Raw genomic sequence first — 26912 nt, forward strand, 5'->3', positions numbered from 1 at the left:
ATGTCCCGCGAGGTTGTCGTTCTGGTTCATGGTATCTGGATGACCGGTCTGGAATTGCGGCCACTGGGTCGTCGTCTGCGAGAGTGTGGTTACGACTGTCGTTATTTTCGATATCCCGGTCTGCGCCGGACACCACAGCAAAATGCAGCCCGATTACGGGACTATCTGCAATCTATCCAGGCCGATCGGGTACATCTGGTGGCACACAGCCTGGGTGGCATCGTGCTGGCGCATTTGTTTGAGCAGGGGACACCGGCGCATCCCGGTCGGGTCATTATGCTGGGAACCCCCTTGCAGGGCAGCGTGGTCGCACAACATCTGGCTGAACATCGTCTTACCCGCTGGTTGCTGGGACGCTCGATGCACGCCGGGCTGCTGGGCGATGCACCGAAATGGCATGGCGTGCAGGAGTCTGCGATGATTGCCGGTAACCGGCCGCGGGGGATTGGTCTGTTGCTGGCGCCGGGCAAGCTGGTCAGGCCGCATGATGGGACGGTGTCGGTGAGCGAAACCCGCTCTGACGGACTGGCGCAGCATCTGACGCTCCCGCATACGCACCTGAGCATGCTTTTTGCCCGCGATGTGGCGACTCAGGCCTGCGCATTTTTGCAACAGGGTCGGTTTAGCGACTAGATACCCAGGGTGTTCGCGCCCGCCAAACGCTTGATATACTGTTTTGCGTTATCAAGTCCCGCACTACCTGCGCGGTGTTCACTCGAATAAATGTCATAAAATTAATCAGGACTCACGGATCATGTCATTACCCAAACTCAAGTTAATCAGTTTCTCACTCTGCCCCTTTGTTCAACGCTCGGTTATTACATTACTGGAAAAAGAGGTGCCCTACGAGATCGAATATATCGATCTCAATAATCCTCCGGCGTGGTTTCACGAGGTTTCGCCTCTGGAAAAAGTCCCGGTCCTGCTGGTGGACGATCAGCCCCTGTTCGAGTCCATGGCGATTTGCGAGTTTCTGGATGAGGTCACACCCGGCAGCCTGTATCCCGAAGATCCCTTTGCTCGTGCTAAAAACCGTGCCTGGATCGAGTTTGGCAACGAACTTCTTGGCGCGGTCTTTACGTACGCCAATACCCCCGATGAAGCGACCTATAAGCAGAATCTGATGGGAGTCAAGGATCGTCTTGAAACCCTGGATGAGTTTTTCGAAGGCGGACCTTATTTCAATGGTGATAACTTTTCACTGGTTGATGCCGTCTATGCGCCGATTTTCCGCATGCTACGTTGTCTGGAAGGGATGCAAGCACAGGATGTCTATGAAGATGCGCCGCAGATCGCGCCCTGGGCGGAGACCCTGTTGCAGCGTCCGTCCGTCATCAATGCGGTACAGGCGAGTTATAACGAAGATTATTGCAATCGTATCCAGAGCAGTGGATCGATATTTGCGCAAAAAATCGGTGTTTAGTTCGGGTTAGAGCACCGATGCGCGTGACGCCGCTGGAAATCGCCCTGGAGTGGGACAGTCCTCATGCCCATCATCGCGATCGCTATTACTTCGGGCAGATCGATCTGACGCAGGAGCGTTTCCCGGCCGATCTGGGATCTCGCTTGCAGGAACTGTCTGCGGATCAAAGCGCGCAGGTGGATATTCTGTTCGATGACTGGCAGGAGAAATACCAGCAAAATCTGATCAGGACTCTGCCCCGGGAACAATTTCGGCGTCGAAGCAAGCATCCGCTGCCCCCGGTGACACCGCGTACCGGCCGGTTCTATCCGTATCGCTTTGTCAGCGAGGCGATCGAGGTCAATCCCGGTCCGAACCGGGCGTTACGTTGCCTGCGGGCTAGCGAGCGGGAATTGTGCATCGATCTCAATCACCCGCTGGCAGGCCGGCGCCTGCAATTGCAAGCTACCCTGCCGGATGAGCCTCAGAACGGCAGTGATCAGGTCGACTCACCCGGCGATATCCTGGCGGCCTGTGCCAGCCATGGTCCGGGGATGCAGGCCAGCCTGCCGGATACCGATACCGACTTTTTTACCGAACAGGCCTTTCGGCGAATCGATGAGGCGGAGGATAGTGAGTTCTATACCAGCCCCCGTCTGGTACAGCACCTGGATGCCACCTGTCGCCGACACATCCAGGACTTCTACGCCCGTTTTCTGCAACCGGGCATGCGGGTCCTGGATCTGATGTCGAGCTGGGTCTCTCACCTGCCGGCGCAGCCCGATAATCTGGTAGTCCACGGCCTGGGCATGAATGCCGAAGAAATGCAGGCCAATGTGCGACTGCATGACTATACCGTGCAGGATTTGAACCAGGACAGTTACCTGCCATTCGAGGGTGAGCATTTTGATGCGGTGATCTGTACCGCCTCGATCGAATACCTGACATCTCCCCGCCTGGTCATTGACGAGGTCGCGCGGGTACTGAAACCCGGTGCCCCGCTGCTAATCACCTTCTCCGATCGCTGGTTCCCAACCAAGGCGGTCCAGTTGTGGAGCGAGCTGTATGAGTTCGAACGTATGCAGGTGGTCATTGATTACCTGCGTCTGGGCGGCCGGTTCGAACAACTGGCCTCCGAATCCCTGCGCGGCCATCCCCGGCCGGCCGAGGACCCCTATAGCGGGCAGCTGGATTATTCGGACCCGGTGTTTGCGGTGATGGGTAAAAAAAGTCCTGAGTTGTGAAGGGAAAGTTGGCAGTCGCAGTTTGCAGTCGGCAGCTGTAGGAGCGGCTACGCCGCGATGGTGGGGAAGGGTTTTTATACAAGCCTTACCACGCGAACAAAGTAGGCAGTCATCAGTTGACAGCAAAATACCGGAATCAGAATATTCTGCCATCTGCCATCTGCCATCTGCCATCTGCCATCTGCCATCTGCCATCTGCCAACTGTCTTCTTTTTGTCATCGTATTTTCTCTATTTTGTCACACTGACCCCCTAGGCTTGTTAAAAACCAGCCGAGGTCAGGATAATGAATTCCGTCCACCAGCTCCGTCCCCTCCGGTACCGCAGTGTCTGGTTGTCCGATATCCATCTGGGTTATCGTGGCTGCAAGGCCGAGTATCTGATTGATTTTCTCGATTCAGTGCAGTGTGAGTACCTGTTTCTGGTCGGCGACATTTTTGATTTGTGGTATATGCGCCGAAAAGGACTTTACTGGCCACAAAGTCATAATGATGTCATACGCAAGATACTGGGCAAGGCCAAACACGGCACCAAAGTGGTTTATATCCCGGGCAACCACGATGAGGACTTCCGGGAACTGGACGGCATGGTGTTTGGCAATATCGCCATTCATAACCGTTACATCCATGAAACGGCCGATAAAAAACGCCTGCTGATGTTGCATGGCGATGAATTCGATAATGCCATCCGCTGCAGCAAGCTGGTCGGGTATCTGGGTGAACGGGCCTATGATGTGCTGCTGTATACCAATCGCTGGCTGAATGCCTTCCGTCGTCGTCTGGGGTTCCCGTACTGGTCCATTTCCACGTTTCTTAAAAGCAAAGTCAAAAACGCTGTTAACGTGATTCACGATTTCGAGCAGGCTGTCGCCCACGAGGCCCGCCGTGTCGGCGTGGACGGGCTGGTCTGCGGTCACATTCATCATGCCGAAATTCGCCAGATCGGCGATGTGCTGTACTGTAATGATGGCGACTGGGTGGAAAACTGTACCGCCATGGTCGAGCATCGGGACGGCATGCTGGAGATCCTGCACTGGTCCGATGTGGTCAGGCCCATCAAGCAACATCCGGTCACGGATGCGGACAAGAAGATCGCATGAGAATTGCCATCGCGACGGACGCCTGGGCGCCACAAACCAACGGCGTGGTGACCACACTGAAAACGACCGGGCATATCCTGGAACAATCCGGTCATGAAGTGGCCATGATTACCCCCGAACCGTTCAAAACCGTGCCGTTGCCGACCTATCCGGATATCCGGCTGGCGCTGTTTCCCTATCGGCGGATCGCCGCCATGCTGGAGGCGTTTGCGCCGGAGGCGATCCATATTGCGACCGAAGGGCCGGTGGGGATGGCGGTGCGGCGTTATTGCCGGCGCCACAAACTTAAATTTACCACTTCCTATCACACGCAGTTTCCCGAGTATCTGCGTCTGCGTGCGCCGATCCCCTTGCGGCTCAGCTATGCTTTTTTTAAATGGTTTCACGGTCCGGCCGAACGCACGCTGGTGCCGACACCCTCCATGCAACAGCGTTTGCTGGAACACGGCTTCACGCATGTCGAGGTATGGGGACGCGGGGTGGACGTTAACCTGTTTCGACCCTATGGCAAGGATTACCTGTCCGCGCCACGGCCGATTTTTGTCTATGTCGGCCGGGTGGCGGTGGAAAAGAATATCGAGGCTTTCCTGTCGCTGGATCTGCCGGGCACCCACTACGTGGTGGGTGATGGGCCGGACAGGGAAATGCTGCAGCAAAAATATCCAGAGGCGGTGTTTACCGGGTTCCGTTTCGGCGAAGAGCTGGCAAGAACCATCGCCGCCTGTGACGTGTTCGTTTTCCCCAGTCTGACCGATACGTTCGGCCTGGTGATGCTGGAGGCGATGGCCTGCGGTGTGCCGGTGGCCGCCTATCCGGTGACCGGACCGAAGGATGTGGTAATCAACGGAATCACCGGTTGTCTGGACGAGGATCTTGGTCGGGCCGCGAAGCGGGCACTGGCGATCAACCCGGAAAATCCCCGCGATTACAGTTTGTCCCATTCCTGGTATCAGGCCACGGATCAGTTTTATGCCAACCTGGCGCCCAATACCGGGGCGGAACCCGCGGTACAAAAGGCGGCTTCGAGCCTGAAGTAATTTCTCTCACGCCGGTTTGTTCAGGTGGTCGAACGTTCGGTTTGCGCAGAATCGGCGGCTGATGTGACAAAGGTGTCGATCGTGTGCCGATAGAGATCCGCCAGAGAATGTGCCAGGGCACTGTGCGACCATTCGTGCACATAGTCCTGCCCTTCGTGGCTCATCCGTCGTTGCAGCCCGGGCAGTTCCAGTACCTGTTGCACCGTGGCGGCGAACTGATCCACATCCTCCTCGACGACCAGCGCGCCACGCTGGGGCAAGAGAATATCCCGCGTCCCCAGTTCGGCGGTCGAGACCACCGGTACGCCACAGGCCATCGCCTCGAGCAGGACCAGTCCCTGGGTTTCGGTGCGCGAGGAGAAGACGAATACATTGCCGGCACGGTAACAGTCGAGCAGCGTGGTGTTGCGATCCAGATAGCCGACAAACCGGATATTATCCCGGGTGCCCAGTTTGTCGCTCAGTTGTTTTAAATGTTCGAGCGCGGGCCCTTCCCCGGCAATCACAAACAGGGTCTGTGGCAACTGTTGCAACACCTGGTGATGCACGTGCAGCAGAAAGTCGATGTTTTTCTCGTGGCCGATACGCCCGATATGCACCATCACCGGACGGTCCGGTTCGATATGATGGCGCTTGCGAAAGGCGTGTCCGTCACCGCGCGAGAAACGTTCGGGATCGATGCCCGTGGGCAGGGTCCGAGTTGGCAACGGTATGTGATAATCGCGAATCACCTTGAGCATGGCGCTGGAGGGGACGATCAACCCCTGCAGGTTGTGGCACTGCCGGCGGGTTATAAAGCGGATCAGGGGACGAAATACCCGGCGGGGAATCAACGGCACATAGTTGTGCATGTATTCCTCGAAATGGGTGTGATAGGTCTCGATACAGGGGATGCCCAGTCGGCGAGCCATGCGTTTGCTACTGCGGTGGGCGGCAAACGGCGTCTGGATATGGATCAGATCGATCGGTTTTTCCCGATGCAGTCGGGCAATTTCCCGATCCACGGCGGTAACGGACATCAGCCGGTCCTCGGGATCAAACGGTACCGGGCGCGACTGGATACGCGAAATACCTGTCTGGGCCGGATCCTCAGCGCTGTAACGGGGTGCAATCAGCCGGATATCGTGTCCCAGTGCCTGCAGGCTGTCACGAAAAGTCTGAATGGAAGTGGAGACGCCGTTGATGCGGGGAAAATACACATCGGAAACCATCACTATCCGCATACCACCGCCCGCTTAGCCGCTTATGGTGAATGAGAGCAGGGCAAGCCCGCCGCCAAGCAGGGCGCCGCACAACACGTCAGTCGGATAGTGCAGGGCAAGGACCACCCGGGACAGGGCCACCAGTGCAGTAAACGGCAGCAGGACGATGGCCAGTTCGGGGTAATAATGCAGGGCCACCAGGGTAAAGGAGACCGCATGCATGGTGTGTCCGGAGGGGAAACTGTACTGATCCAGCGGGGCCGTTCCCAGCAGCAGCTCCTGTTTGACCACACAGGGCCGGGGCCGTTCGGTGACGGATTTGATGGCCTTGTACAGTGCCAGTGCCAGTGCCCCGACGATTGACATATGCAGCGCTGCGCCCAGTGCCGCGCTGCCATAGATCAACGGTAACAGCGCGATCAGCGTGTACCAGAAAATCCCGTCACCCAGCCGGCTGATAAAGGCAAACAGCGACTTGATGACCCGGACATGGCTGGCACGGTTGAACTGGCTGCACAGGGCCAGCTCAAATGCCACCATGCGTTTGATAAACAGACTGTGGCGTATGGCATTCATAATCAGGATACTCTTTATATAATCCTGCCAGTAAGGATGGGATATGTAGATGACAAAACCCTGACAGCCCGATGAACGTTTTGTGACCACGGATGACTGCCGGATAAAGAAATTCCGGGTGATGAAGAAAAAGTTGGCAGCTGTAGGAGCTGCTGCGCCGCGATGGTGTCTGAAGAGAAAGTTGGCAGTCGCAGTTTGCAGTCGGCAGTTGTAGGAACGGCTACGCCGCAATGGTGTCGTAGCCCGATAGGGTGCGTCCCATGCGAACAAAGTAGGCAGTCATCAGTTGGCAGCAAAAACCTCGCATAAAATTCTGCCAACTGCCAACTTCTATTTGTGGGAGCGGGCTTCGACCGCGATGGCACCAGATTCGACAATCGCGCCCGCGGGGCGCTCCTACAGACTCACTATTCAGCCGTAGGTCACATTGGCGAAGCCTATGTGACGATTCCCTCTACACAATCCCTGTAGGAGCGGGCTTCGACCGCGACGGTGCCGGATTCGGCAGTCGCGCCCGCGGGGCGCTCCTACAGACTCGCTATTCAGCCGTAGGTCACATTGGCGAAGCCTATGTGACGATTCCCGGTCTATTTCTGCCATCTGCCATGCACAGTGCTAGAATAACTCAATATTCATCAGAGTCTGATCTATGATCAGATTACCGGCATGCGGAGAGCACATTATGCGCATTGATCTCGATCCCGACAGCGACGTGGTACAGGAACAGTTTGCCGTGGTCTATTGTCCGCGGCGCAAGCGGGATCGCTTCCCGGAAGGCAGTGTCGAGGTGGTTGCCAGTGCCGAGGCGGCGCTGGCCGGCGCCAATCCGGAGAAAAATTTCTATCCCGCCATGGTGGTTGGCCCCTCCCGCTCCTCGGAAGGGGCGCGGCTGTACTATCTGGTCGAATGGCTGGAGTCGGACAACCCATGAGCCAGAGTGAGGATCGTAACTTCGATCCCCTGCATCAGCGATTTAAAAAGAATATCTATGCCTCGCTGAAAGGACGACTGCGGCTGGAAGTGCTGTGGCGGGATGTCCAGCAGCATATCCCGCAGCTCGACGCGGGTCGCCCCTGGCGAATTCTGGACGCCGGTTGCGGCATGGGCCATTTCAGCCGGCGGCTGGCCAGGCAGGGACACGAGTTGTTGTTGTGCGATATTTCGCAACAGCAACTGGCTGCGGCCGAGGTGACGCTTAACCAGGGCGGTGCCATGGCGCGCTATGTTTTCCGGCATATGCCGTTTCAGCAGCTGGCCGACGGCGAGACAGAACCCTTTGATCTGGTGCTGTGTCATGCCGTGCTGGAATGGCTGGCCGATCCCCGCCAGGCAGTGGCGGCGTTGCAACAACTGGTCCGCCCCGGCGGCTGGCTCTCGCTGCTGTTTTTCAATCGTCATGCGCTGGAGTACCGGCATCTGCTGAACGGCAATTTCAAAAAGCTGCACAGCGGGGATCTGGCCGGGGAAGGCAAATACCTGACTCCGGATAATCCGCTGGTACCGGAGGAGGTTGGCGATTGGCTGCAACAAGCCGGATTGCAGGTGGTGGCCAGCAGCGGGGTGAGGACGTTTGTCGATTTCATGCACCGCCCGACCCGGGATAAAATGACGTTCGACGAACTGCTGGAGATGGAGCTGCGTTACTCCACGCTGGAACCGTTTCGTTCCATGGCCCGCTATATTCACATTATCGCACGACGCAAACCGACAGAGTAAACTTATGCAGATGATACACATTCGCGTATTACGCCACTCCGCCTTTTACAGCCCCCTGCTGGCGACCATGAGTGCCGGATTTTTAGAAGCCGAAGGCCTTGAGGTCGAGTACAGCGTGGTCGATGCCGAGCATCCGCTGGAAGACGGCCTGCGTGATGGCACGGTACATGTCGCCCAGGCCGCTCCTGCGACCAGTTTTGCCTATCTGGAACGCGGTGAGACTCCGCCTTATGTTCATTTCGCCCGGATTAACGATCGCGACGGGTTCTTTCTGGCTGCACGCCAGCCCGAGCCCGATTTCAACTGGTCACAGTTACCGGGCAAGCGTGTCCTGGTGGACCACCTGTTCCAGCCTGCCGCCATGTTTCGTTATGTTCTCAGGCAGCAGGAGATTGACCCGGGCACCATCGATATCATTGACGCCGGTGATGTCACGGCCATGGACCGGGCGTTTCGTAATGGCGAAGGAGATTACATTCATCAGCAGGGCCCGGCCCCGCAACAACTGGAACATGACGGCATTGGCCATGTGGTCGCCTCGGTGGGCGAGCAGATCGGTCCGGTCGCCTTCAGCAGCCTGTGCGCGACACCGCAGTGGTTGCAAACCGATATGGCAGGGGCCTTTATGCGCGCCTATCGCCGCGCCCAGCAACATGTGATCGAGACGCCGGCCGAACAACTGGCCAGAGAAGAACAACACTTTTTCCCCGGCATCGACCCCGAAGTGCTGATGCAAACCCTCGCCGCCTACCAGGCACTGGATTGCTGGCAGAGCTCGCCCGACATTCCCCGCCCCAGCTATGAGACCCTGCTGGATGTGTTCGAGGCCGATGGCCAGATCAGTCGGCGTCATCCCTATGAGGATGTGATCACGGCTCCACCGGCGTGATGCCAGAAAAGAAAGTTGGCAGTCGTCAGATGGCAGTTGGCAGAAAAGAAAGTTTGCAGTCATCAGATGGCAGTTGGCAGAAAAGAAAGTTGGCAGTCGTCAGATGGCAGTTGGCAGAAAAGAAAGTTTGCAGTCGTCAGATGGCAGTTGGCAGAAAAGAAAGTTTGCAGTCGTCAGATAGCAGTTGGCAGAAAAGAAAGTTTACAGTCATCAGATGGCAGTTGGCAGAAAAGAAAGTTGGCAGTCGTCAGATGGCAGTTGGCAGAAAAGAAAGTTTGCAGTCGTCAGATGGCAGTTGGCAGAAAAGAAAGTTGGCAGTCGTCAGATGGCAGTTGGCAGAAAAGAAAGTTTGCAGTCGTCAGATGGCAGTTGGCAGAAAAGAAAGTGGTTCTTCCCCAATTGTAGTGGGTTTGCTAGGTTAAATCGATGATGGACGAGACGACCTTATATGAAAAGATACTGGGCATCGGCTCACCGTGGTTTGTCAGCGGCATTCAATTCATCGCGTCGGACAAAACGGTTGAGGTTCACGTTGAGCTAGAAGACGGAGCATCGTTGTCTTGCCCCACCTGCGGTCAATCGGCACCGCGGTATGACAAGCGCGCCCGTCGCTGGCGACATCTGGATACCTGCCAATTCAAGACCCAAGTGGTGGCCGACGTGCCCCGCATTCAATGCCCTGAACACGGCGTTCAGACGATCGAGGTCCCTTGGGCACAAGATAATTCGCGTTACACGGTCTTGTTTGAGGCCATGGTGATCCGGTTGCTCAAAGAGAGCACCGCCTCATCAGTCAGCCGGATGATGGGGCTGAGCTGGAATGCTGTGGATGGCATCATGCAGCGAGCCGTGCAACGTGGCCTCTCGCGCCGGGGTAAGCCCGCGCTGGCGCAGCTGGGCGTGGACGAAGTGGCCTTTCAAAAGCGCCACGAGTACGTGACCGTCGTCCACGATGCCCGCGGGCATGTTCTGCACGTGGCCGAGGATCGCAGCGGCGCCAGTCTGGGCGGATTCTATGAGGGCTTGACCGCCGCGCAAAAGGCCCAAATACAGAGTATTTCGATGGATATGTGGCCGGCTTACATTCGTGCCACCTGCGAGCACATTCCCGAGGCCGAACACAAAATCGCCTTCGACAAATTCCACGTCAACCAGCATCTGAACCAGGCGGTCGATATGGTTCGCAAACAAGAGCATCGCCAACTGATGAGGCAAGGCGATGAGACATTAAAGGGCACGAAGTATGGTTGGTTGCGTAACTATGACGATCTAAAACGCAACTTGCGCCGCGAGATAGAGCAACTGGCGCGTGCGGCGAACAAAACCGGGCGAGCGTGGGTCATTAAGGAACACGCCAAGGGCTTGTGGTGCTATATCAAACGCGGCTGGGCCGAGCGCGCCTGGCAGCAATGGTATCAGTGGGCCATCCGCAGCCGCCTTGAGCCTGTCAAAAAGGTCGCTCGGATGATTAAGCAACACCTGTGGGGCATCATCAATGCCATAGTATTGGATGTCACCAATGCCCGGGCGGAGAGTATCAACAGTCAAATCAAGATGCTCAAAGATAAGGCGCGCGGCTTTCGAAATCGGGAGCGATTCAAAACCGCCATATTGTTTTACTGCGGTGGGCTGTCGTTAATGCCAGAAAAATACGAAATGGCGACCCACTACAACGGGTGAAGACCCAAGAAAGTTTACAGTCATCAGATGGCAGTTGATAGAAAAAAACCGGGTTAGAACTTTCTGCTAACTGCTAACTGCTAACTGCCATCTGCCAACTTCTATTTGTGGGAGCGGGCTTCGACCGCGACGGTGCTGGATTCGGCAGTCGCGCCCGTGGGGCGCTCCCACAGGCTCGCTATTTTGGTACGAATATAGTTGGCTCTCGCAGAGGCGCAGAACTCGCTGAGGAATAAACAGCTGATATCGCTCGGCGTCGTGGCGCCTCTGCGAGAGATAACAGGCACGCTGTCGAAACGTGGAATGCCAGCTAGCGCTGCGCGCAACCTGGCCTACACTATTTCTGCCAACTGCCAACTGCCAACTGCCAACTGCCAACTTCTATTTGTGGGAGCGGGCTTCGACCGCGACGGTGCTGGATTCGGCAATCGCGCCCGCGGGGCGCTCCTACAGACTCACTATTCAGCACTGATCCTGTGCTTCCTTCCACGCCGGATGCCGTTTGATCGCCTGCAAGGCTTTGTTGAGCAGGGTGATACCGGGTTCGGTGCGGTGCCAGGTGGAGGCGCCCGAGGGATGGGGCAGGGGAATGATATCGCGTACTTTGCCTGCCACCTCAAGCCGGTGACGTTGACCGATCACCTCATTAAGTTTACTGACCGGCATGAACTGACCGATCGCCAGTTTGCCCACCGGGATCAACAGCGGCGGTTGCAGCAGTTCGACTTCGGCTTCCATCCAGCTGCGGCAGTTGGCGATTTCTTCTTTGCCCGGGACCCGATCGCCGCCCTTGTCGAGTTTGCCGGGAAAGCAGCGACACACCGCGGCCATGTAAACCCGCTGGCGAAACGCCGCTTCGTCCAGGCCGATCCGTTCAAACCAGCCAAACAGGGTCTTGCCGGCGGTCCAGGCGAAGGGGCGGTGCAGTTCGATCTCGCGATTGCCGGGTGCCTGGCCGATTAACATCACCGGCGAGACTGCCGGCTGACCGGTGACCGGCGGGCCCTGCATGTCGGGGCAGCGTCGGCAACGGCTCAGACGGCGTTGATGTTGTTCGAGTGTCTTGTTGATATCTTTCATGAAGTTCACATCGGATTGTCACAAGTTGGACATATTGCCGGATTATCGTTTGCCCGTGATTGAAAAAACATCGGCAAGGAGAAGGCTATGTCCAGATATAAACTGGTTTCGATCGAAAAAAGCGGGCCGCCGCAAGGGCAAAGCGGCGACAACTGGTACTGTTATGTGATTGCCAGTGCAACCAGCGATATTGTCAGTTACCGCCGGGGGACGCTGGCCGAGACGCGGGCCGTGGCGCGTGAATGCGTCATGCATCTCAACAGCCAGATCGTTGGCGTCCCTTCGCGCGAGTTTGTTCGCCGTGCCTATCCGGTGGCGGATGTGGAGCCGTTGCCGGCGGCCTGAACGGGGCCGATCAGGAGGCACCGGGTTGCAATACAATCTTGCCACGCGTGTGGCCCGCTTCAATCAGCTGATGCGCCTGCATCGCCTCGGCCAGCGGCAAGGTCTTGCTGACATGCAGCTTTAACTGCCCGCTATGCAGGTAACCGGCACAACGATCCAGGATGTCTCCCTGGTGAGCCCGGGCCTGGGGAAGATTTTCTAGCATCGGGGTGAGCATTAACTCAAAGCTGATCCCGAGATTACGCTGGCGGGCAATGCCCCAGTTAACCTCCTTGCTCGGATCGAGCAGGGTCACCAGCTGGCCATAATGGGCGACAGCCGACAGACTCTGGTTGAAGACCGCCGGGCCGACCGTGTCGAAGGCCACATCGACGCCCCGGCCTTCGGTCAGCGCCATGACGGCCTCGACCACATCCGTTTCCCGGTAGTTGATGACCTCGTCGGCACCCAGTTCGCGCACAAAGGCGGCTTTGTCCGCGTCGCTGACGGTGGCGATCACCCGCGCCCCCACCAGTTTGGCCAGCTGAATGGCCACATGGCCGACCCCGCCGGCGCCGGCATGGACCAGAACGCTCTGGCCGTTTTGCAATCGGGCGCGATCATACAGCGCTTCCCAGGCGGTAATCAGCACCAGCGGCCCGGCTGCCGCGGTCGTAAAATCAATCTCGTCCGGTAACGGCCGGGCGACGGTTTCGGGTACCACGGTATACTCGGCGTAGTTACCCGGTTCGCGACCCAGGCCGCCGTGACAGAACCAGACCCGATCCCCGACCTGGTGACGTTGTACCTGGTCGCCGACTTCCACCACCTCCCCGGCACCGTCACAGCCCAGAATTGCCGGCAAGGCATCCTCGAAGAACACGCCACGTTGACGCAGCTTGGTGTCGATGGGATTGATGCCTGCCCCATGCAGTTGCACCTTGATATCGGTGGGCTGTTGCAGTTGTGGCTCGTCCTGCTCCACGACCTGTAATACGGACGGATCGCCCGCCCCGGTCATAACGACAGCTTGCATGGTGATGACTCCCTGTTCGTCAATATAAATGGTGAATGGGGGATAGACTGGCTTGCCCTTCGGCCGGACAAATAGTCGCAGTTGCCGTTGTGATGATCAAGTGAAGACGGCCATAATACCCCCTCCAGCAGTCAGCATTGGCAGGTACAGCGGTTGACGGCGTGAGCCGGTCGCTCCGGGGAGCGCCTTCAGCACCCTGACAACCGCCCGCAAAGAGGTCGGGATTCCGGTATAAAGCTTGGCCCGGACTGACATAATGCTAGACTCTGAGTAACCGGGGAGACAACCGGTCCGCCAATAAGAACAGGAGTCCTGTAATGAACCTCGAAAAGGTGATTTTCGCATTTTTTATTGTGCTTGCTCTGACGATTAACTTCGGCTTTTTCATCGGCGATATCGACAACCCTGTCCACCATAATGTCTACGAGCTGTATGCGGCACTGGTGATCAGCCTGATTGCCACGGTCTTGAAATTCGGCGATCGGACCCATATTGGCGCGGTCTTGCTGGCCACCAGTCTGGTCGCCGATGTGCAATTGATCATTGCCGTTGTGATCTGGGGCGTGGTCGAACATGTCACGCACACCGGTATGACCCCGCATGTGATGGCGGCCATCGTTTCGCTCTCCGGCGGCGCGCTGCTGGCCAATATTACTTCGGTCGTCCTGTTTGTGATTGAAACAGCGATGATGCGCCGCTGACGGACGGTCCGGCCTGATGAATAATATCCTGTTCGTTTTCCTGCGGCGTCTGCATGTCCCGCTAATCGTGCTAATCAGTGTTTATGCGATGTCGATTCTCGGGTTTGTGTTAATCCCGGGCGTGGATGATGAAGGTAATCCCTGGCGCATGGATTTTTTCCATGCGTTTTATTTTGTCAGCTATATGGGAACCACTATTGGCTTCGGCGAGATTCCCTATGAGTTCACCGGTGCGCAACGCATGTGGGCGACCTTCAGTATCTATGCCACGGTCATCAGCTGGTTGTATGCCATCGGTTATCTGCTGACCATTATTCAGGATCCGGCCTTTCGTACTTTGCTGACAGAAAGGGCGTTTCGTCGTAATGTGCGGCGGATCAGCGAACCGTTTTATCTGATCTGCGGTTACGGTGATACCGGCAACTTTCTGGTCCGCGCCCTGAGCGAGGCGGGGATTCATGCCGTGGTGGTGGAGATTGATCAAAACCGGGTCAACCAGCTGGATCTGGCCGGCTATCGAACCTTCGTCCCCGGTTTGTGTGCCGATGCATCGATTCCCGAGAACCTGGTCAAGGCCGGATTGCAGTATTACAACTGCGCCGGCGTGGTGGCCCTGACCAATGAGGACGCGGTGAATCTCAAGATTGCCATCACCAGTAAACTGCTAAATCCCGGCTTACGCACCATTGCCCGGGCGGAAACCCACGATGTCGAGAAAAACATCGCCTCGTTCGGCACGGACCATATTATCAACCCGTTCGATACCTTTGCGGGCCGGCTGGCCCTGGCTCTGCATTCCCCCGGCATGTATCTGTTGTATGAATGGATGACCAGCGTGCCACATGAACCCCTGCGCGAGCCGGTGTTCCCGCCAACCGGCCGCTGGATCCTGTGCGGTTACGGGCGGTTTGGCAAGGCCGTGCATGAACGGCTCAAAGCTGAAGGGATCGCCACCACGGTGATCGAGGCCACGCCGGAGCGAACCGGCACCCCGAGTGACGGCGTGGTAGTGGGACGCGGTACCGAGGCCGATACCCTGCATGAGGCCGATATACAACACGCGGTGGGACTGGTGGCGGGGACCGATGACGATGCCAATAACCTGTCGATTGTGATGACAGCCAGGGGCCTGAACCCCGATCTGTTCACGGTACTGCGGCAGAACAGTCGTGCCAACGATATGATTTTCAATGCTGTGCAAAGCGATCTGATCATGCAACGCGGCAGCATCATCGCACACAAGATCTTTGCCATTATCACAACGCCCCTGCTGGCGAATTTTCTGCGCCTGGCCCGCCGCCATGACGATGACTGGGCCAATGAGCTGATCAGTCGGATTGGCGGTATCACCGGCGATGAGGCGCCGCATGTCTGGATGCTGACGCTGAACGAAGCGATCGCGCCGGCGGTTCACACCATGCTGGAAGCCGGCGAATCCCTCGATATCCAGAATCTGACGACCGACCCCCATGAGTACAGCAAGCAGTTGCCACTGATTGTCTTGTTGATTCAGCGTGACGGTGACGAGGCCGAGCAGGAGATCCTGTTGCCCTCAGCCCAGGAGCCGCTGCAGAGCGGCGATCGACTTCTGTTATGCGGTCGTGACGGGATCCAGGCCTCGGTCGAGTGGCTGGTGGCGAATCTCAATGTGCTGGAATACGTATTGACCGGGGAGGACCGCCCGGCCGGGCTTATATGGCGGCGCTGGAGCCGGTCGCGCGAACAGGCGGATGAGGCCTGATTGCGGTCGACAACGATGTTTTGTTGGCCCCGGGCCTAAAGTATTTCGCCCGTGGTCCGAAGAATTTCAAGGATGAAAGGATTTAACCCGAATCAGGCAACAGAGGACAGCCATGGAGACCGGTAAGCCATTTGACGAACTACTGGCCGAACAGGGAGCAGGTATGAAGCTGGCGGAGCGCATGCGTCGTTTGCGCGATTTGCCCCCCTTGCCGGAAACGGTCATCCGGATTCTGGCGTTGCGCCAGCACGAAGAGGTTAACGCCAGGGATCTGATCGACATTGTCGAACAGGACCCGGTGCTGGCGGCTCAGTTGATCAGTTATGCCAACTCCGCTTTTTTCACTCATCATTCCCCGGTAACCGCGATTGATGATGCGGTTCTGCGGGTTGTCGGGGTGAGCCCGGCCCTGGAACTGGCCCTGGGGTTGTCGGTCGGTCGCGTGTTACACATTTCCACCGACGGCGTACTGGGTGCCCGGCGCCTGTGGCGGCATGCCACCTACAGTGCCGCGCTGATGCAACAACTGGCCGGGCAGATACCGGCGGCAAAGCGGCCGGACCCCGGCACCGCCTATTTATGCGGACTGTTACATGATATCGGCCTGTTTGTACTCGGGTACCTGTTTCCGCAGGAACATCAGGCATTGAGTCAGCTTGTCCAGCGGCATCCCGATGTGGCGCTCAACCGTCTTGAGTATAACCTGATGGGGGTCAGTCACGGCGAACTTGGCCAGATGGCCATGCGCTACTGGGACATGCCACAGATGCTGGCCACGGTGGCTCGTCATCACCACAATACCGATTACGATGGCGAGCATGAAACCCTAATCGGCTTGCTGAATCTGGTCGAAGCGCTGCTGTCATCCCAGGGCCTGACCGATACCCCGGTGCTGGAACTCGACGAAGCCCTGCTCGAGCGGCTCGGGCTCGAAGAAGAGAACGTGATACTCATCGCCGATGAAGTGATCCAGGCCGGTGACAGCCTGGAACAGTTGGCCAGACAGCTGTGTGCCTGACGGACCTGGACGCCGTTTTTCGGTGGTTATGCCTGTTTTGGTCTGATGTACAGTAGGAGGAAAAAGCTTAACTCTCGCCAAGACGCCACGGCGCAAAGAAATATGATCTTGCTTATCCTCGGCGCGCTCTGCGTCTCTGCGAGAGTATTATAGGCGGGTAGCAGTTGATTTCGGGTGTTGTCAGTAACGTTTGAGTGAGTCGATAAATAGCCGGTTTTGCGGCAGACTGTGCTCAATAAAGATATCCGTCAGGCTGCGGTACTTCTCCGCGGGGCCGTTCATATACACATCATACGCTTCCAAAGAGGGATAGTCGGTGACGATCCGTTGCCCCAGTTGCCGCAGGATCTGTTCGGGATCGGCTGCCGCCTCATCCAGTTCGTCCATGAAGATCGGTGTATACAGGAAGTTATCCAACGCGTCCTGCAACGAGCGAATATAATTGGACAGGTAATGCTCGGCCCGGCTTTTCAGTAGCCAGTAAAGATGCATGGGCTGGTTGCTTTCCAGGGCAATGCAGTGCTCGATCAGGCTTTTGAGGGGCGCGATACCGGTATCGTTGGCGATAAAAATCAGAGGTCGGTTCGAACTTTCATCCAGGGTAAATTCCCCGTGCGGACCGCTGACACGCATAGATGAACGGGGCGTCAGCTCCTCGAACACATAGCGTGCAAACGGATCCTCCCCGGCATAACGAATATGAAACTGCAGATACATGCCGTTGCAGGGACAACTGGCGACGGACTTGTTGCGCGGTGCCAGGCCGTCGATATGCAGGGTGACATACTGGCCGGCCAGAAAACGCAGGGTCTGGCTGCGCGGCGTGCGTAATTGCAATACCCGCACGTTATCGGCAACCTCATCAATTTTATACACCTTCGCCTCGATCTCCTGGTGGGGCACATCGGCGGCATTGCCCATGGTACGGCTTTCAATGATCATGTCCGAGCCGGGGGTGGCTGAACACATTAAAAACAGCCCCTGATCTTTCTCATGCTGTTTGAAGGTGAAATCATGGGGCAAATGTTTTCCGATTTCCCCCTCGATGATACGGGCCGCACATTGCCCGCAACTGCCGTTGTTACAGTTGTAGGGAACGTTCAAACCGGCACGCAGCGCCGCTTCCAGGATGGTTTCGCCGCTGGCCGCTTCGAATTCCCGGCCGGACGGTTCGATGCAGATTCTGGCCACGATAGAGTCAACTCTGTCATTTGAAATCGACTTACAGGATACTATTTTCAGCCTGTCGACTAAACGGCTAATCGAAAGCCATTTGGCCCGATAACCCCGAGGTTTACAGGCTTGCGTTGTCCGCCCGCCGGTAGCAGACTTGATGCAGCAACAGGAGAAAAGCATGTTTGCCGCAATGAAAAAAACCGCCATGCCCGGCCCCGACGAAGCCTTGCCGGGACGCGAGGAGGCCATGCCGGTCCCCGGGGCGCACTATGTCAACGGCCATCCGCTGCTGCCGCCTTACCCTGAAGGCATGCAGCTGGCGATGTTCGGGATGGGCTGTTTCTGGGGCGCGGAACGCGGTTTCTGGCAACTGCCCGGCGTGTATTCAACGGCGGTCGGTTATGCCGGGGGTTATACGCCCAATCCGACCTACCGGGAAGTGTGCAGCGGCATGACCGGCCACAACGAAGTGGTCCGTGTGGTGTTTGATCCGCAGCAGATCCCTTACGCGCAGTTGCTGCAAAGCTTCTGGGAAAGTCACGATCCCACCCAGGGGATGCGCCAGGGCAACGATATCGGCACCCAGTATCGTTCGGGCATCTATATCTATAGCCCTGAACAACGCGAGCTGGCCGAACAGAGCTGTGAGCATTATCAGCAATGCCTGCAGGGGGCCGGCTACGGGCCGATCACGACCGAAATTCGGGAGGCGCCGGAATTTTATTTTGCCGAGGATTATCATCAGCAATACCTGGCGAAAAACCCCGGCGGCTATTGCGGGCTGGGGGGCACGGGTGTGCGCTGCCCCGAGCTGTTACACGCCTGAACAGTCTGTTGTCGCCGTGCGGTTTAAAAACCGTTGGCGCGCCTGACGTGACGGCAGTTTTCAATGTATTCGCAAAGCGCCAGCTCGGCCATATGGCGGGTGCTGAACGGGCCACGATCGATCCCTTCCCGGCAGGCGAAATACCATTGACTGCCGATATTGAAAAAGCGACCGCTACGAAAGGGGACCGGGCCGGCTTCCCCGTCACGTGGAATGCGGGTTTCGCTCATACCTGTCCTCCATTCGATGCTTGCCTTCTATAGCTATAGTCAAGCGCGGGTGAAAAATCAATCAGGTGGGAACAGGGTCGGACAGGCGGTAGCCAGATGGCGATGAAACTGTAAAAGCCCCGGTTTTGTTAACAGTTAACGGCCGGTTTCGGGATTTAACCCTGCACCGTCACGGTCACCTGGCGTCGATGGGCGGCAGTGCGATGTTCCCACAGATAGATCCCCTGCCAGGTGCCCAGTGCGCAACGGCCCTGGCTGACCGGCAGGGTCAGATCGGTCTGGGTCAAAATGGTGCGCACGTGGGCCGGCATATCGTCGGGTCCCTCGTCGTCATGCTCGAACATGGGATCGCCATCCGGCACCAGATTGGCCATAAAGGTTTCCAGATCCCGGCGCACTGCCGGGTCGGCGTTTTCGCACAAAATCAGCGAGGCGCTGGTGTGATGCACGAAGACATGGCACAGGCCGGTGTCGATGCCGGCCCGTGCGACCACCTCGCGCACGTCGGAGCTGATGTCATAGGTGCCCCGCCCACGGGTGGAGACCGTAATCTGTTCCTGTACCAGCATCGTCTTACCCGTCATACAAAAGAGAGAACCATTATAAGGGAGCGGGGAAGCCGATTGAACCGCCCGCCGGATGCCGGGTGGGTCACATCGTGCAAGATCGCGGCCGTTTTTTCGTCGCCGCCGCCTTGTGGACCGGGCCCCGGTCGCCTATACCTTGAGTGACCTATTTATTCATTGTCATTGTCGGGGGTATGTTATGCATGTAATCCAGATTCATTTTCATGACAGACTCGATACCCAGCGCCTGGATGAGGTGCGCGAGCAACTGATGTCCCTGCCTCATATCAATAATGTGGAGGTGGAGGCCAGCAAGGCCCACGACATGCTGGTTGAATTCGAGGAGCGGCACAACATACCCATGAGCGTCATGGATGTGTTGCATCACCAGGGCCTGCACCCGGACATCACGGCCTGTTGATCCTCCCCCCACGATCCCTGTCACACAACGCGCCATCCGGCGCGTTTTTTTATTGCTGGTCCGGGGGCCTGTGCGGGGCGGTTTTCCCTGACCGGGATTCATGCTAAAAACATAAAACAGGTACAACGCATTAAATCCCCCGTCAGAGCGACGCTATGCCTATGTCCGATAACGTCATTGTCTACCATGGCGAACAACTGGCCCGGTACCACTTCGGCGCGGAGCATCCGTTCGGGCCAAAGCGTCACGATGCGTTCGTGGAACGCCTGCATCAATCCGGCCTGGACAGCCAGGTTACCCGTGGCGAGCCGGCCACGGCCGGCCGCGAGGCGATCGAACGTTTTCATACCCGCGAGTACGTGGACGAGGTCGAGGCGGCTTCCAAAAGCGGTCGCGGCATGCTCGATCCCGATACCCCGGCGGTCAAGGGCATTTACGACGCTGCCGCCACCGTGGTGGGTACCGGTCTGGCGGCGCTCGACCAGCTGATGGCGGGTAATTACCCGCGCGCCTTTATTCCCATCGCCGGGTTGCATCATGCCTATCGGGATCGCGCCGCCGGCTTCTGCGTCTTCAACGACTGCGGTGTACTCATCGAAACCCTGCGCGAGGTCTACGGCATCAGGCGGATCGCCTATGTCGATATCGATGCCCATCACGGCGATGGCGTTTTCTACAGCTTCGAATATGATCCGGAGGTGTTTATCGTCGACGTGCACGAGGATGGCCGTTACCTTTATCCCGGCAGTGGTTTCTCGCAGGAGACCGGCAAGGGCGAGGCCGCCGGTACCAAGCTGAACATTCCCATGCCCATGCAGGCCGACGATGAACAGTTTCTGGCGATCTGGCCCGAGGCGGAAAACTTCCTCGAACAAAAACGGCCCGAGGTGATCCTCCTGCAATGCGGCGCCGACAGTCTCAAGGGCGACCCCATCACCCACCTGCATTACAGCGAGGCCAGCCACGCCCACGTCACCCGTCGCCTGTGCCATCTCGCCGACAAGACCAGTGAGGGCAGGTTGCTGGCCCTGGGCGGAGGTGGTTACAACCTGGATAATCTGGCCACTGCCTGGACCGCGGTGGTGAAAGCGATGATCGATTTTACAGGGGATGAAGCAGCCCGCCGGACGGTTATTTCTTGATGTTTGTGGAAATAACGCGGAGGCCGCTAAGACGCAGAGGACGCAAAGGACAGAAATCTTTCCTCGTCCCTCGTAACTCGTTCCTCGTACCTGCGCCCGGAGGGCGCGCCTGGTATAATTCAAAACCCAAAATTCACAATTCAACATTGCTCTGAAAATTATGGCTGATCTGTTTAGTATTACCGCCCCGCTGATGATTCGCACCCCCGACGGCGAGGAGAAGGTCATCGCCCATCACTTTCCGCATCCGAAGGGTCTGCTGTATTTCGATCTTTACTGGCACGAAGGCCAGCCCTGGAAACAGACGCATGTCGTCGAAGGTGAGATCACCGGTGAGGGGCCATGGGAAGTGGGTGACCATGTCATCAACCTGCTGGGCTGCCAGGGCACCAATCCCGATCTCGCCATGCAGTTCGAGCAGTGGCAGACCTATATACAAAGTGCCGACGCGGACTATCCCCCCGAACCGCTAATCGCCGCCATCGCCAGAAAAATGGGCGCCACTCTCGATTAGTCGCCATTGTCGTCATGCCGGCGGAGAGCCTGCCCCGGCATGCTCTAAGCCGGGGCCGGCATCCAGTTTATCGAAATGGTACATCCTGTGAGCGAGCTGAATTTCGAAAACAGACTCTAAATAACTGTTCCTAAAAGGTGTGCAGACGGGTAGGTAGGTCAGGTTGCGCGTAGCGCTACCTGACATTCTCCATATCGCAGGGGTGTCACGCAGGCTAACGCCAGCGTGACCTACTGGATTAGCCAAAGTATAAAGTGGGCATGAATCTGGAACAGTTATTTGGCCAGTAGGCCCGATAGAGCAAAGCGGTATCGGGCAGCTCCATCTAATTTGGTACAAATCGTGGCCGCCTAAATTTCGTAAACAGGCTCCCACCGAATGTCCTCGAGTCAGGATCATGGTGAACCCTGATACCCGGGTAAAAAGTCAGGTCTGTGTATGTCGAAAAGAAGCGAAAGCTTGATAGGATTGAGGTTATGCAAATGTTTTTGAATATCGTTCGTAATGTCCGCCTCACGGGATTCAGACCGAATGGTGTCTGTATAATTGTCTTGACCATTGATTAATGAGGAAGAAAATGTCCGGCAACGACCGCTACTCTGCAATATCGACGATCAATCACTGGATAACCGCGCTACTTGTTGTTGTCATGCTTACGCTGGGATTTGCGGCGTCGTTCGCGCCTTCAGAGGTGGTTGAGGAATATGTGATAGCGATTCATATATCGTTGGGTTTCTTTGTGTTTCTGTTCGTGGTATGGCGATTAATATTCAGACTGTACGAGGGTTTTCCGGAGAATATCGGGAAAAGCGCTCTGGAGCGCCGGGCTGCCTATATCGTACACAGGGCGATATTGGCATTTTTGGTATTACTGATTATTACAGGACCGATGTATCTGTTTACAGAAGGTGAATGCATGGATGTTTTCGGGTGGTTTTCCGTTTGTATTCCGCTGGGAAGTTTTTCGATTATCCATGAGCCCATAGAGTGGATTCATGTAAATGCGGGTCTATATATTCTTCCGGCTTTGCTTGTGTTGCATCTTATCGGTGCAATCAGGCACTACGCCGTTCGCGGGCAACAGGAAACTCCGGCAGATATGTAAAAGTTCTGTCTGGAGGGTAGCGGAAGGATCAATAGATGATTGAAGTAGCGCTTTTGGCAATTGCACTAAGCATGGATGCTTTTGCCGTATCGATTGGTCTGGGGGCCAAACAAAAAACAACACCTCACGCTCTGGCTGTCAAGTCTGGAGTATATTTTGGGCTTTTCCAGATGCTAATGCCGCTGATCGGTTATCTTGGAGGGAAAGGTGTCCTGGGCTGGATTGAAGAATATGCGCATTGGGTTGCATTCTTTCTTCTTGTGTTGATCGGCGGGAAAATGATTTATGAATCCTTTTCGGAGGGAATAGAAGAGGATATATCGAATATTACGCACAGAGTCATGTTAGTGCTTGCGATAGCAACAAGCATTGATGCAATGGCGGCCGGATTCACATTAGCCCTGCTAGAGGTAAATCCGTTTGTTGCCTGCCTTGTTATCGGGCTGACGACTTTTGTTTTTAGTTGGGTTGGTGTGTTTATTGGGGTCAGAAGTGGAACCTGGCTAGAGAGTAAAGCCGAATTTGCAGGTGGTATTATACTTGTGCTGATCGGCTTGAAAATTTTATTTACATAAAACCCTGCTGCAGATATTAAAACCGGTCGGTGATAAACAATAACTCTTTATATTAGGATTTATCCGGCCAGCTTGAATTTCCGCTAATTATCACTACAGCCAGGTTCTTTGATGAGGTTTGTCTGTTACGCTGACTGGGGCGAGCTACCAGCGAGTGCGAATGCGCTTTTCGCGCAGGGGGAGAAGGAGAGCATCTTTCTCTCGCGAGCGTGGTTTGAGAATCTGGTGGCCTTCGGGCTGGATGCGGATCAGACGATGCTGCTGGCCTGCGTGGTGGACGGGGAGCAGGTGATGGCCATTCTGCCGCTGGCCAAATGTGCCGGTAATACCTGGTACGCCCTCAGTCATCGTTACACGCCATTTTATAGTCTGCTGCTGGCGGATACTGATCAGCCGCAAGTTCTCGATTGCCTGGCCCGGGGGCTGGCGCAGCTGCCGGTCGATTCATTGCTTCTGAAGCCGGTGGCCGACGATGATGGCCGGGTGCATGATCTGCAACGGGCGATGGCAGCGGTCGGATTCAGCTTTTATCGTCGATTTCGGCTGTATAACTGGATTTATCGTGTGCAGGGCGAGTCCTATCAGGACTATATCGCGTCACGCCCGGCCCGGCTGCGCAATACAATTGCCCGCAAGCGACGCAAGCTCGAGCGCGAACACGGTTATGACATTCGCCTTTTTTGTGGCGATGAGGTGCCCGACGCCATGGCCGATTATTACGCGGTCTACGGTGCCAGCTGGAAGGCGAATGAGCAATATACGGATCTGGTTGACGGGATGGTGGCCGGCTTTTCCGGGCCGGGCTGGACCCGGCTGGCGGTGCTGTATGTCGCGGGCAAGCCCGTCGCCGCGCAGTTGTGGTTTGTATTGCACGGCAAGGCGAGCATCTTTCGGCTGGCGTATGACGAGGCGTGGAAGCCCTGGTCACCGGGCTCCATCCTGACCGCGTTTTTGATGGCGTATGTGATCGACACCGACCGGGTCGAGGAGATCGATTTTTTGACGGGCAATGATGCCTACAAGCCGGACTGGATGTCCGAACGCCGGGAGCGTTTCGCGTTGAGTTGTGTCAAAAGCATCAAACCGGCAGGGTGGTATGAACAGTTTGTTGCCCGGTTGAAAAACATGTTCAGAGGCCGCTGACACATTCCATCGTCGGGCCGCGCTGCTCAGAGTTTGCTTAAAAGGTGTTTCCATCCCTGGCTCTCGTTTTCGGGGGTGAACAACGGCTGTTTGGCAATGCAGGCCTGTTCGAGCTTTTTGTAGAAGGGGCTGTCGGTTTCCGCCCTGTGCAGGCGATCGGCCAGGGCCTGCTCGTTTTCCACCGGGTAATAGCCGGGGTAATCTTCACCCAGCAGTCCGATCGACCCTTCGATGTCCGAGGCGATGACCGGCACGCCGGCCACAACGGCTTCGGAAATGACATTGGCCCCACCCTCCATGCGCGAAGGCAATACCAGCAGATGGGTGCGCTGGTAGACCTGTCGAATTCGGTAGTGGGGAATTTCGTCGTGCCATGTATAGCGGGAGTTGGCCTGCATCTCGGCGCGCGCCTGTACAGCCCAGTCGTCACTGTGCGCTTTACCGTACTGATGCACCTGGATGCGGCTGTCGGGCGCAAGGAGACGGGCGGCGAGCGCCGGTCGCAGGGGATCCTTTTCCTCGCGTAAATGCCCCATTACCGAGACATGAAATAACCGCCGGTATGGCTGGCGCCGGGGGACGGATTTTGCCGACTGGTAAATGACGTGCAGCTTGTTGCGCTGATCCTCTGGCAGTGTATTGCCGATCAGATCATGCAGGCCGACCAGGTGGCTGGCCAGGCGGATCGATTGCAGGGTGGTATCGGGGTGAGTATGTATAAAACGGTAGGCATCGGTGCCGGTGATGGCCACAACAAGGGGGCGTTGGGGGAATGCCTCGGCAAACTGCCGGATGGGTTCGGCGCTGCGCCAGGCGTGTAACGCGATCATCATATCCGCGTTCTGGCCGCTGAAGTCGGTGCTGATCGCCACACGATGACCGAGCGCGGTCAGGATCGTGGCCCAGCGGGCAGCGGTGGTCCGGTTGCCGGCCCGGGATTTTGGCGGTGCGGGGGTGACCAGAAGGATGCGCATAAGTTTATTACGTCAAGATGGTAGAAAAATAATTGTTTTCAGGCCACTGCGTTGTCTTTGACAGGGCATTGCGGGCCCGGCCTTGCAACTTTATACTAAATTTATTCATGCAAAAAATCGTGTCTTGCTTGTCGTACATGGATTTGCTTGCTGATCAAAGATGATAACCCGAGTCACTCAGGCATGTATAAACTTAATCCGGATCAAATCGCAAAGCAAATCGATGACGCCCACGCGCGCACCCTGGCGCTGATTGACGGTCTCTCGGCGGAACAATTGATGGGTCCCCGGCTGTCCACCGTTAACCCGCTGCGCTGGGAGATAGGCCATGCGGCCTATTTTTATGAATTCTGGGTCTTGCGAGAGCACCTGAAAAAATCACCGATCCGCGAGGATGCCGATCGGTTGTACGACTCGATTTCGATCGGGCATGACGATCGCTGGGATCTGCCGCTGCCGGGCATGCCGCAGACACTGGACTATATCCAGACGGTCAGGGAACAGGTAAAAGCTTCTCTGGCCAGCGGCGAGGATGCGCAGCGGGATTACCTCGCCCAATATGCGGTTTTTCATCATGACATGCACAATGAGGCCTATACCTATACCCGCCAGACACTGAATTATCCCGAACCCGACATCGGCCGGCCGGGCTACCGTATCCTGGATGCCGGTGGCCTGGAAGGCGATGCCAGAATACCCGGTGGTGAATTCATGCTCGGGGCAAGACCCGCCGAGGGCTTTGTCTTCGATAATGAGAAATGGGCACATCCTGTCGAGCTCGAACCCTTTGCCATCGCCAGGGCGGCGGTGAGCAACGGCGATTTTCTGCGCTTTGTCGAAGCCGACGGTTACAACAAACGTGAATACTGGGATGACGAAGGCTGGCAATGGCGTAACCAGGTTCGGCTCGAACATCCCGTCTACTGGCGTCTTGATGCCGACGGCTGGAAGATCAAACAATTCGATCAGTGGCAGCCGATGCCCATGAATGCGGCGTTGAACCACGTCTGCTGGCATGAGGCCCAGGCCTATTGTCGCTGGGCCGGTCGGCGCCTGCCGACAGAAGCCGAGTGGGAAGCGGCGGCTGCCGCCGAGCCTTCACAGGACGGCCGCAGTTTATCGCCCGTCAAGCGCCGCTTTCCCTGGGGCGATGAACCGCCGCGCCCGGATCAGGCCAATCTGGATGGCTACGCCCTGGGCACGGTGGACGTTGGCGCGCATGCCGCTGGCGACAGTGCCTTCGGCTGCCGGCAAATGATCGGCAACGTCTGGGAATGGACCGGGGACACGTTTGGGCCCTATCCCGGTTTTGAACCGGATATGTACGGGGACTACTCGCAGCCGTTGTTCGGGATAACCCGGGTCCTGCGCGGCGGCGCCTGGCCGACCCGCGCACGGATGATTCGCAATACCTGGCGGACCTACTACGGTCCTGAACGCAACGATGTTTTCGCCGGTTTTCGGACCTGCGCCGAACGCTGACAGAGCTGTTGAAT

At 56.8% G+C, this 26912-nt stretch carries 30 protein-coding genes; 22 read left to right on the top strand and 8 right to left on the bottom strand.

What is annotated here, in order from left to right:
- The 5 genes from U5K34_RS08420 to U5K34_RS08440 all read left to right on the top strand — a co-directional run bounded on the left by U5K34_RS08420 (position 1) and on the right by U5K34_RS08440 (position 4781).
- Positions 1-633 carry an alpha/beta hydrolase gene (locus U5K34_RS08420; RefSeq protein WP_322567938.1) on the top strand — a complete coding sequence of 211 codons (633 nt, stop codon included), beginning with the start codon at positions 1-3 and terminating at the stop codon, positions 631-633.
- Positions 634-754: 121 nt separating this feature from the next.
- Positions 755-1423 (top strand): glutathione S-transferase family protein, encoded by a 669-nt coding sequence (locus U5K34_RS08425; RefSeq protein WP_322567939.1) that lies wholly within the window; start codon positions 755-757, stop codon positions 1421-1423.
- A gap of 17 nt (positions 1424-1440) precedes the next feature.
- Positions 1441-2646 (top strand): methyltransferase domain-containing protein, encoded by a 1206-nt coding sequence (locus U5K34_RS08430; RefSeq protein WP_322567940.1) that lies wholly within the window; start codon positions 1441-1443, stop codon positions 2644-2646.
- 285 nt (positions 2647-2931) lie between these two features.
- A complete protein-coding gene (locus tag U5K34_RS08435) occupies positions 2932-3744 on the top strand; it encodes a UDP-2,3-diacylglucosamine diphosphatase (RefSeq protein WP_322567941.1) in 813 nt (270 codons plus the stop codon).
- Positions 3741-4781, top strand: a complete 1041-nt coding sequence (locus U5K34_RS08440) for a glycosyltransferase family 1 protein (RefSeq protein ID WP_322567942.1) — start codon at positions 3741-3743, stop codon at positions 4779-4781. The genes U5K34_RS08435 and U5K34_RS08440 overlap by 4 nt, the downstream gene beginning before the upstream one ends.
- Before the next feature lie 20 nt (positions 4782-4801).
- Here the strand turns inward: U5K34_RS08440 and U5K34_RS08445 are convergent, their stop codons facing one another.
- Positions 4802-6004 (bottom strand): glycosyltransferase, encoded by a 1203-nt coding sequence (locus tag U5K34_RS08445; RefSeq protein WP_322567943.1) that lies wholly within the window; start codon positions 6002-6004, stop codon positions 4802-4804.
- Between the two features lie 12 nt (positions 6005-6016).
- Positions 6017-6559 carry a phosphatase PAP2 family protein gene (locus U5K34_RS08450; protein ID WP_322567944.1) on the bottom strand — a complete coding sequence of 181 codons (543 nt, stop codon included), beginning with the start codon at positions 6557-6559 and terminating at the stop codon, positions 6017-6019.
- Positions 6560-7241: 682 nt separating this feature from the next.
- Between U5K34_RS08450 and U5K34_RS08455 the strand changes: the two genes are divergently transcribed.
- Genes U5K34_RS08455 through U5K34_RS08475 form a run of 5 tightly spaced genes read left to right on the top strand, consistent with a single transcriptional unit; the run spans position 7242 to position 10844 of the window.
- Positions 7242-7490 carry a hypothetical protein gene (locus U5K34_RS08455; protein WP_322567945.1) on the top strand — a complete coding sequence of 83 codons (249 nt, stop codon included), beginning with the start codon at positions 7242-7244 and terminating at the stop codon, positions 7488-7490.
- Positions 7487-8275, top strand: coding sequence for a methyltransferase domain-containing protein (locus U5K34_RS08460; protein ID WP_322567946.1), 789 nt, complete (start codon positions 7487-7489; stop codon positions 8273-8275). The genes U5K34_RS08455 and U5K34_RS08460 overlap by 4 nt, the downstream gene beginning before the upstream one ends.
- 4 nt (positions 8276-8279) lie before the next feature.
- Positions 8280-9164, top strand: a complete 885-nt coding sequence (locus U5K34_RS08465) for an ABC transporter substrate-binding protein (RefSeq protein WP_322567947.1) — start codon at positions 8280-8282, stop codon at positions 9162-9164.
- Positions 9164-9586 (top strand): hypothetical protein, encoded by a 423-nt coding sequence (locus U5K34_RS08470; protein WP_322567948.1) that lies wholly within the window; start codon positions 9164-9166, stop codon positions 9584-9586. Before U5K34_RS08465 ends, U5K34_RS08470 begins: the two co-directional genes overlap by 1 nt.
- Before the next feature lie 4 nt (positions 9587-9590).
- Positions 9591-10844, top strand: a complete 1254-nt coding sequence (locus U5K34_RS08475) for an ISL3 family transposase (RefSeq protein WP_322563751.1) — start codon at positions 9591-9593, stop codon at positions 10842-10844.
- Between the two features lie 462 nt (positions 10845-11306).
- Here the strand turns inward: U5K34_RS08475 and U5K34_RS08480 are convergent, their stop codons facing one another.
- Positions 11307-11924 (bottom strand): uracil-DNA glycosylase family protein, encoded by a 618-nt coding sequence (locus U5K34_RS08480; protein ID WP_322567949.1) that lies wholly within the window; start codon positions 11922-11924, stop codon positions 11307-11309.
- Between the two features lie 87 nt (positions 11925-12011).
- On the opposite strand from U5K34_RS08480, the gene U5K34_RS08485 reads away from it, so the two are divergent.
- On the top strand, positions 12012-12269 hold the full coding sequence (locus U5K34_RS08485) for a hypothetical protein (RefSeq protein WP_322567950.1): 258 nt from the start codon (positions 12012-12014) through the stop codon (positions 12267-12269).
- Positions 12270-12279: 10 nt separating this feature from the next.
- On the opposite strand, the gene U5K34_RS08490 is transcribed toward U5K34_RS08485, so the two are convergent.
- Positions 12280-13284: a zinc-dependent alcohol dehydrogenase family protein gene (locus U5K34_RS08490; protein ID WP_322567951.1), complete on the bottom strand. Its 1005-nt coding sequence runs from the start codon at positions 13282-13284 to the stop codon at positions 12280-12282.
- Positions 13285-13601: 317 nt separating this feature from the next.
- On the opposite strand from U5K34_RS08490, the gene U5K34_RS08495 reads away from it, so the two are divergent.
- From U5K34_RS08495 to U5K34_RS08505, 3 genes are all read left to right on the top strand, one after another.
- Positions 13602-13985 carry a DUF6394 family protein gene (locus U5K34_RS08495; RefSeq protein ID WP_322567952.1) on the top strand — a complete coding sequence of 128 codons (384 nt, stop codon included), beginning with the start codon at positions 13602-13604 and terminating at the stop codon, positions 13983-13985.
- Between the two features lie 16 nt (positions 13986-14001).
- On the top strand, positions 14002-15726 hold the full coding sequence (locus U5K34_RS08500) for a potassium channel family protein (RefSeq protein WP_322567953.1): 1725 nt from the start codon (positions 14002-14004) through the stop codon (positions 15724-15726).
- A 112-nt stretch (positions 15727-15838) separates the two neighbouring features.
- Positions 15839-16744, top strand: coding sequence for an HDOD domain-containing protein (locus tag U5K34_RS08505; protein WP_322567954.1), 906 nt, complete (start codon positions 15839-15841; stop codon positions 16742-16744).
- A 180-nt stretch (positions 16745-16924) separates the two neighbouring features.
- Here the strand turns inward: U5K34_RS08505 and U5K34_RS08510 are convergent, their stop codons facing one another.
- The gene (locus tag U5K34_RS08510) at positions 16925-17935 is read right to left on the bottom strand and encodes a 2Fe-2S iron-sulfur cluster-binding protein (protein WP_322567955.1); all 1011 of its coding nucleotides are present in this window, start codon (positions 17933-17935) and stop codon (positions 16925-16927) included.
- 163 nt (positions 17936-18098) lie between these two features.
- Here U5K34_RS08510 and msrA point away from each other — a divergent pair, with 163 nt between their 5' ends.
- On the top strand, positions 18099-18746 hold the full coding sequence (gene msrA / locus U5K34_RS08515; protein WP_322567956.1) for a peptide-methionine (S)-S-oxide reductase MsrA: 648 nt from the start codon (positions 18099-18101) through the stop codon (positions 18744-18746).
- Positions 18747-18769: 23 nt separating this feature from the next.
- On the opposite strand, the gene U5K34_RS08520 is transcribed toward msrA, so the two are convergent.
- Together U5K34_RS08520 and U5K34_RS08525 are read right to left on the bottom strand one after the other, a co-directional pair.
- Positions 18770-18976 carry a DUF6316 family protein gene (locus U5K34_RS08520; RefSeq protein WP_322567957.1) on the bottom strand — a complete coding sequence of 69 codons (207 nt, stop codon included), beginning with the start codon at positions 18974-18976 and terminating at the stop codon, positions 18770-18772.
- Between the two features lie 155 nt (positions 18977-19131).
- The gene (locus tag U5K34_RS08525; RefSeq protein ID WP_416224068.1) at positions 19132-19545 is read right to left on the bottom strand and encodes a secondary thiamine-phosphate synthase enzyme YjbQ; all 414 of its coding nucleotides are present in this window, start codon (positions 19543-19545) and stop codon (positions 19132-19134) included.
- Positions 19546-19741: 196 nt separating this feature from the next.
- On the opposite strand from U5K34_RS08525, the gene U5K34_RS08530 reads away from it, so the two are divergent.
- The 6 genes from U5K34_RS08530 to U5K34_RS08555 all read left to right on the top strand — a co-directional run bounded on the left by U5K34_RS08530 (position 19742) and on the right by U5K34_RS08555 (position 24442).
- Positions 19742-19963: a hypothetical protein gene (locus U5K34_RS08530; RefSeq protein ID WP_322567959.1), complete on the top strand. Its 222-nt coding sequence runs from the start codon at positions 19742-19744 to the stop codon at positions 19961-19963.
- A gap of 161 nt (positions 19964-20124) precedes the next feature.
- Positions 20125-21105, top strand: coding sequence for a hypothetical protein (locus U5K34_RS08535; RefSeq protein ID WP_322567960.1), 981 nt, complete (start codon positions 20125-20127; stop codon positions 21103-21105).
- Positions 21106-21265: 160 nt separating this feature from the next.
- On the top strand, positions 21266-21619 hold the full coding sequence (locus tag U5K34_RS08540) for a hypothetical protein (RefSeq protein WP_322567961.1): 354 nt from the start codon (positions 21266-21268) through the stop codon (positions 21617-21619).
- Positions 21620-22196: 577 nt separating this feature from the next.
- Positions 22197-22724, top strand: a complete 528-nt coding sequence (locus tag U5K34_RS08545) for a cytochrome b (RefSeq protein WP_322567962.1) — start codon at positions 22197-22199, stop codon at positions 22722-22724.
- 35 nt (positions 22725-22759) lie between these two features.
- Positions 22760-23299, top strand: coding sequence for a manganese efflux pump MntP family protein (locus U5K34_RS08550; protein WP_322567963.1), 540 nt, complete (start codon positions 22760-22762; stop codon positions 23297-23299).
- Between the two features lie 111 nt (positions 23300-23410).
- On the top strand, positions 23411-24442 hold the full coding sequence (locus tag U5K34_RS08555; protein WP_322567964.1) for a GNAT family N-acetyltransferase: 1032 nt from the start codon (positions 23411-23413) through the stop codon (positions 24440-24442).
- Between the two features lie 26 nt (positions 24443-24468).
- Here U5K34_RS08555 and senB read toward each other — a convergent pair whose 3' ends face one another.
- Complete coding sequence (gene senB / locus U5K34_RS08560; RefSeq protein ID WP_322567965.1) at positions 24469-25416, bottom strand: selenoneine biosynthesis selenosugar synthase SenB; 948 nt, start codon at positions 25414-25416, stop codon at positions 24469-24471.
- A gap of 183 nt (positions 25417-25599) precedes the next feature.
- Between senB and senA the strand changes: the two genes are divergently transcribed.
- Complete coding sequence (gene senA / locus U5K34_RS08565; RefSeq protein WP_322567966.1) at positions 25600-26898, top strand: selenoneine synthase SenA; 1299 nt, start codon at positions 25600-25602, stop codon at positions 26896-26898.
- The last annotated feature ends 14 nt before the right edge of the window (positions 26899-26912 follow it).

Source organism: Thiohalophilus sp., from assembly GCF_034521165.1.
Classification (GTDB): domain Bacteria; phylum Pseudomonadota; class Gammaproteobacteria; order UBA6429; family Thiohalophilaceae; genus Thiohalophilus.